The following is a 4,647-nucleotide window of genomic DNA, read 5'->3' as shown; positions in this document are numbered from 1 at the left end:
GGTCTTTGCCGGGGTCGGAAATAAGCGCCTTCAACTCTCTGAGCGGGACAGCCCCGGGAATATACGCATCCGACAGGGCGACGGGAATTTCGTCCCGCCACTGGCGGGTGAAGTACCTCAGCACCGGCAGGTCCATCTCTTTGAGAACCGCTGCCGGCAGCTTTCTGGAACTGCGGATGACCCTTAGCTCCAGGATTTCCAGCCTGGCCCGTGGCCCGAACTCGGTCAGGAAACCTCCCCGGCGTACCGACCGCTCCAGCAGTGGCCTTACGGTACGGCGCTTGTTGCCGGGGCCGGAGGTGACGACCAGGCCTTCCCTGATGAGAGCGTTTACGGCGTTCTGGATGGTGCTTACATAGACACCGAACTCGTTTATCAATTCCCTGTTGGTCGGAAAGGGCTGTCCCGGTTTCAATTGACCCGAAAGAATTCTTTCTCTCAGGATTGCTGCTATTTCCTGCCAGGTAAATTGCTCAGCCAATTTCAACAAACTCCTTTACCGTTTTGGCTGTTTCTTCTGTCAGGGCGTTCAAAAGCATTGCTCCCTTTTCAGCAGAAGCTCTAGAAGGAAAACCTATAACTCCGGTTTCGGTATAAGCCTTCATGCCCAGGGTTTCGAGCAACTGCCGCTCCGGACGGTCGACGTCCTTCATCTCCCGGTACCGTACGGCTTCGGGGAACAAGTGCATGATAATGGATGTCTCACCTTCACCGGCGTGCATGTCCCGGGAAGGGGAGGAGGATAACCCGGCCGCCCGGTAAGCCCTTTCCCAGTGATGGCGGGATGGGAGCAGCAGCATCCGCGGGCGGGGATAATTCAATTCCTGGACGACGTTTCTCAGGAGGTGGTTACCCATGTGGCAGCTGACGATGACAAGTTTCTCGATGCCGGAAAAGGCGAGGGACTCCACCACGTCGGAAATTACCGAAGCAATGGTCGTCACTTTGAGGGAAATGCTTCCCGGAAAACCGGCATGTTCAAAAGAAGAGGAGAAGGGAAGCAGCGGCAGCAGGTAGGCCGGTGCGAAAATATCAGCCAGCCTGCTGGCCAGCGTCTCCGCGATAATCCCGTCGGTACCCAGGGGAAGATGTGGCCCGTGCTGCTCCAGGGACCCCACGGGCAGGAAAGCAACTTTTACACCCTTCAGGTCTTCCCAGGTAGAAAAGCGGTCCATAAAAATCACTTCCTATTTTGGTCTTGATTAAGAATAAGCTCAATACTAGTTTACCCCAAAAAACAAGAAAAGTACAGGGTGCAGATAAACTGGGACTTGACTCAACATATAATATTGATCTAGACTAAATATAAGGCCAGCAGGCCGGGGAGGGATAGCTGTTGAGAAAGCCACCCACCTATGTAATAAATGTGAGGTTTGTACCTGTTTCCGGCTGGGAGCGCAGGTACGAAGAGGGTATGGCTGCATTCCTGAAGATGCTCCAGTATGCCAGGAATGCCTCCGGCGGTTCGATACAGGCGAAGAAACGCCAGGAAGATCAGTGCCTGCGCGGGTCGTCGGAGCGGCCGACCAGGTAGTCCAGGGATACATCGAAGAAGTCGGCGAGAACCACCGCTACGTCTAAGGGAGGTAACCTGTAACCGGTCTCCCAGTGGCCAACAGTTTGTTTAGCCACTCCGATTTTCTTACCGAGTTGCTCTAGTGATAGCTTACTTTCTTGTCGTAGTTGGCGCAATCTCTGGCCAAAAACCTCTTTAGAGAACATCGAGAAACATCCTTGACAGTCTCCTTATAGGAGACTATAATCAAATTGCCAAGTCTCCTTATAGGAGACAAGGTAGTGTGCAATCATGAGGAAAGCCCTATTGAACAGTCGAAAGAAATTGGGGCTAACCCAAGAACAAGTAAGCTTGGCAATTGGTATTAGCAAAAAGACATATAGCCACATAGAAACTGGTCGCCGAAACCCCTCCTGGGAGGTGGCCCAGCGCCTGGAAAAATTCTTCGGAATTTCCGCAAGTGAATTGCTGGCTGTGGAGCCTGAACAACCTGCGCCGCAGGGGAACAAAAGGTGAACATGACTACCTACTTCGCCAGCTTCTCCAACCTGGCGACTCTGGCAACGAGATAACGGGTATCGGTTTCGATGCTGTCCAGGCGTTCATCGAGGTGTTTTTGCAGCCGCTCGATCTGGTCGCCCCTCAGTGTGAAACCGTCAAGGAGGGCACGCATCTTATCAATGACTTCATTTTCGAGACGAAGTTCCAGCCTATCCACCTTGTTGTCCACGTTGTCAAGACGGGTTGCTAGATGGAGCTGGCCCTCTTTAAGAGAATCGAGACGTTTATTAATCTTTTCAAGCTGCTGAAGCACGAGGCTCTGGAATTCCTCATTGGTCATGGCTTTTCTCCTTTCGCCTACAACTTGTGGCTTTTGGGGTTGTCAGTCCGGCCAAGCAAGAAATCGATGCTGACGTCAAAGAAGTCGGCGAGGCGGATGGCCGCGTCAAAGCTGATGGGTTGTTTGCAGTTTTCTATGTCACTCAGCGAACTTTTACGCATACCGATGGCTTGACCAACTTGCTCAAGGGTGAGATTGTTAGCCTTCCTTAATTGCCTGAGTCGCGCCGAAAAAACTTTGGAAATCATGGAACAACCTCTTGACGGTTCGGATATCCCGAACTACAATAAAGTTAGGTGGTTCGGTATGTCCGAACTAACTGGAGTGGTATTATGGGACTTCGTCATAATCTCATTAAAGCTAGAACAAATAAAAACCTAAAACAGGTAGATGTAGCAAGATATCTCGGTTTAGCTAAATCAACTTATTGCGAAATCGAGCATGGCCACCATAGTCCCTCCTGGGAGGTGGCCCAGCGCCTGGAGAAATTCTTCGGCATTCCCGCAAGTGAGCTGCTGGAGGTAACCAATGAGAAACCAAAGTAGTGCTATTATCGCCTCATATGCCTGGCCACCTGAACCAGAACCTCCACCTGTTCCGGGGAGAGGTCCCGGGCGGCTTCAATTAAAGGCCGAAGATGAACGGGAATATCCTGAGAGTCCTGAGAAAAAAAATCAGCCAAGGTTATGCCGAGGGCACTGCATATACGAGAGAGAGAATCGACAGTAGGTTGCTTTTTCCCGGCTTCGATAGCACTTATAAATGATTGTGCCAGCCCGGACTTCTGAGCTAACTGGTTTTTACTCATTTTTCGAGCTTCACGTAAGGCAACCAATCTTGAGGAAATATCCATGAAGATTTCTCCTAAAAGTTCTTTGGACTCAATATGGACAAAAATTTAACAATTAAATCATCACTATAGAGTTGACATGCTAGCTCTATAGATATAGAATTTGAGTAGATGGAGTGGTTGCAATGGAGCTTTCCCAAAAGCTCAAAGAATTACGACAGGCCCGCGGCTTCAGCCAAACAAAGCTGGCTGAGATATCTGGAGTTTCGCAGTCATTTATAGCCTACCTGGAAGCAGGCACCAAACAACCCACCGTAAGAATCCTACGTAAACTTGCTACTGCACTCAACGTTCCTGCCAGTGCTTTACTTGAAGATAACGATTCTAACTAGATAATTAGCCAATCGAATACGATTTTCCTGTTTTGATTAAAAGATTCATCGTCCTTTGTCCCGGACCGTTTCTGCGTAACGGTTCGGGAGAGGGGACGACCCTTCTGCCGAAACTATTTGCCAGGTGGCATGCAGAAGGAATGACCTCTTTGCCGTGACGGAGGCGCACGGGGAGGGCGAGCGGGGAAACGGCCGCACGGGGCCTTGGTTCCGGTAACGGGACGACGGGGGCGTGCGGCACGACTCCGGAAGCAGCCCCGTGGTCAACGGGTAAGCCTGACGGGTAAGCAGGCAGGCGTGCACGGGTGCCCGACGGCCCGGCTTTCCGGTTACATGCCGACAAATTCCAACCGGACCGCTAATCCGGGGGCGGGGACAACTCTCACAGGTTTTGCCGTGGGAGCCCGGACCGGCAGGCATGGTAAGCCTGCTCAAGCTGGCGCGGGGTAGCGCCCGCGACCTAACCCTTTACATACCGGGGACAGCGGATACAAGCCAGAAACGATTTTCTTAAAGCCAAAAGCTTTAAGATTCACTTTTACTGCGCCTGCGGCGAAATGACGTCCAGCCCGCATGCTGGTTCCGGCCCTTTTCCCCCTGGAGACGGCGTGGCGGGTAGGAGGCTGAATCCGGCGCACCCGTGCTCTTTTTTCGGGCACGGGAGATCCGGCCCAAGAGGTCGCCGCCTCCCCGTGGCGGGCCGGGGACCTGGCAGAACGGAAAAGATGCCGGGACGAAGAGCGGCCAAAATTATCAAGGGGTGGGCTTATGCGCGTTCCGAGCAGTCCCAAAACCCGTGATGCTATAAGAAGTTACGCCCGGCGTGCAATTCGGCGGTGGGGTATAAGAAACAGGGTGGCGGAATATCCCGTGCCGAAACGGTTCTCCCGCTGGGTTGAGTACTGCCAGTACTGTATAGCAAGGGAGCGGATGCGTGCGTGTACACGATAGCTGAACTGGCCAGGGCTTACCGCGCTGCTTCTGATAGCTACGAGCGTTTTACCGTCCTGCGCAGGGCATGGGGCCTGGCAGGCAGGCACGGCGTAAAGGCCGTAGCCCTTGCTCTGGGGCTGAATCCAAAATGGGGCAGATGAGGGATATATTTATT

General features: G+C 52.6%; 12 protein-coding genes. 6 read left to right on the top strand and 6 right to left on the bottom strand.

Annotation, left to right across the window (positions count from 1 at the left end):
* A partial coding sequence (locus tag ACPLUI_RS11245; protein WP_424660353.1) for a GntR family transcriptional regulator occupies positions 1 to 481 on the bottom strand: 481 nt, incomplete at its 3' end.
* The gene (locus ACPLUI_RS11240; protein WP_424660352.1) at positions 474 to 1,175 is read right to left on the bottom strand and encodes a creatininase family protein; all 702 of its coding nucleotides are present in this window, start codon (positions 1,173 to 1,175) and stop codon (positions 474 to 476) included. The genes ACPLUI_RS11240 and ACPLUI_RS11245, both read right to left, overlap by 8 nt.
* Positions 1,176 to 1,336: 161 nt before the next feature.
* Between ACPLUI_RS11240 and ACPLUI_RS11235 the strand changes: the two genes are divergently transcribed.
* Complete coding sequence (locus ACPLUI_RS11235) at positions 1,337 to 1,534, top strand: hypothetical protein (RefSeq protein WP_424660351.1); 198 nt, start codon at positions 1,337 to 1,339, stop codon at positions 1,532 to 1,534.
* Here the strand turns inward: ACPLUI_RS11235 and ACPLUI_RS11230 are convergent.
* Positions 1,495 to 1,722 (bottom strand): helix-turn-helix domain-containing protein, encoded by a 228-nt coding sequence (locus ACPLUI_RS11230; RefSeq protein WP_072870857.1) that lies wholly within the window; start codon positions 1,720 to 1,722, stop codon positions 1,495 to 1,497. The genes ACPLUI_RS11235 and ACPLUI_RS11230 overlap by 40 nt on opposite strands.
* 85 nt (positions 1,723 to 1,807) lie before the next feature.
* Here ACPLUI_RS11230 and ACPLUI_RS11225 point away from each other — a divergent pair, with 85 nt between their 5' ends.
* Positions 1,808 to 2,032, top strand: coding sequence for a helix-turn-helix transcriptional regulator (locus tag ACPLUI_RS11225; RefSeq protein WP_424660350.1), 225 nt, complete (start codon positions 1,808 to 1,810; stop codon positions 2,030 to 2,032).
* 10 nt (positions 2,033 to 2,042) lie between these two features.
* On the opposite strand, the gene ACPLUI_RS11220 is transcribed toward ACPLUI_RS11225, so the two are convergent.
* The gene (locus ACPLUI_RS11220) at positions 2,043 to 2,357 is read right to left on the bottom strand and encodes a hypothetical protein (RefSeq protein WP_424660349.1); all 315 of its coding nucleotides are present in this window, start codon (positions 2,355 to 2,357) and stop codon (positions 2,043 to 2,045) included.
* 17 nt (positions 2,358 to 2,374) lie between these two features.
* Positions 2,375 to 2,605, bottom strand: a complete 231-nt coding sequence (locus tag ACPLUI_RS11215; RefSeq protein ID WP_424660348.1) for a helix-turn-helix domain-containing protein — start codon at positions 2,603 to 2,605, stop codon at positions 2,375 to 2,377.
* Positions 2,606 to 2,689: 84 nt separating this feature from the next.
* Between ACPLUI_RS11215 and ACPLUI_RS11210 the strand changes: the two genes are divergently transcribed.
* The gene (locus tag ACPLUI_RS11210) at positions 2,690 to 2,902 is read left to right on the top strand and encodes a helix-turn-helix transcriptional regulator (RefSeq protein ID WP_424660347.1); all 213 of its coding nucleotides are present in this window, start codon (positions 2,690 to 2,692) and stop codon (positions 2,900 to 2,902) included.
* 5 nt (positions 2,903 to 2,907) lie between these two features.
* On the opposite strand, the gene ACPLUI_RS11205 is transcribed toward ACPLUI_RS11210, so the two are convergent.
* A complete protein-coding gene (locus tag ACPLUI_RS11205) occupies positions 2,908 to 3,210 on the bottom strand; it encodes a helix-turn-helix domain-containing protein (RefSeq protein WP_424660346.1) in 303 nt (100 codons plus the stop codon).
* A gap of 122 nt (positions 3,211 to 3,332) precedes the next feature.
* Here ACPLUI_RS11205 and ACPLUI_RS11200 point away from each other — a divergent pair, with 122 nt between their 5' ends.
* The 3 genes from ACPLUI_RS11200 (at position 3,333) to ACPLUI_RS11190 (ending at position 4,633) form a co-directional block, all read left to right on the top strand.
* Entirely contained in the window at positions 3,333 to 3,539 is a 207-nt protein-coding gene (locus ACPLUI_RS11200; RefSeq protein ID WP_424660345.1) for a helix-turn-helix domain-containing protein, read from the top strand.
* A gap of 204 nt (positions 3,540 to 3,743) precedes the next feature.
* Positions 3,744 to 3,989, top strand: coding sequence for a hypothetical protein (locus ACPLUI_RS11195; RefSeq protein WP_424660344.1), 246 nt, complete (start codon positions 3,744 to 3,746; stop codon positions 3,987 to 3,989).
* A gap of 488 nt (positions 3,990 to 4,477) precedes the next feature.
* A complete protein-coding gene (locus ACPLUI_RS11190) occupies positions 4,478 to 4,633 on the top strand; it encodes a hypothetical protein (RefSeq protein ID WP_424660343.1) in 156 nt (51 codons plus the stop codon).
* Positions 4,634 to 4,647: the final 14 nt, after the last annotated feature.

Origin of the sequence: Desulfofundulus sp. (assembly GCF_049701015.1) — a bacterium.
In the GTDB taxonomy this organism is placed as follows: Bacteria; Bacillota; Desulfotomaculia; order Desulfotomaculales; family Desulfovirgulaceae; genus Desulfofundulus.
This window is presented reverse-complemented; position numbering and strand designations above follow the sequence as displayed.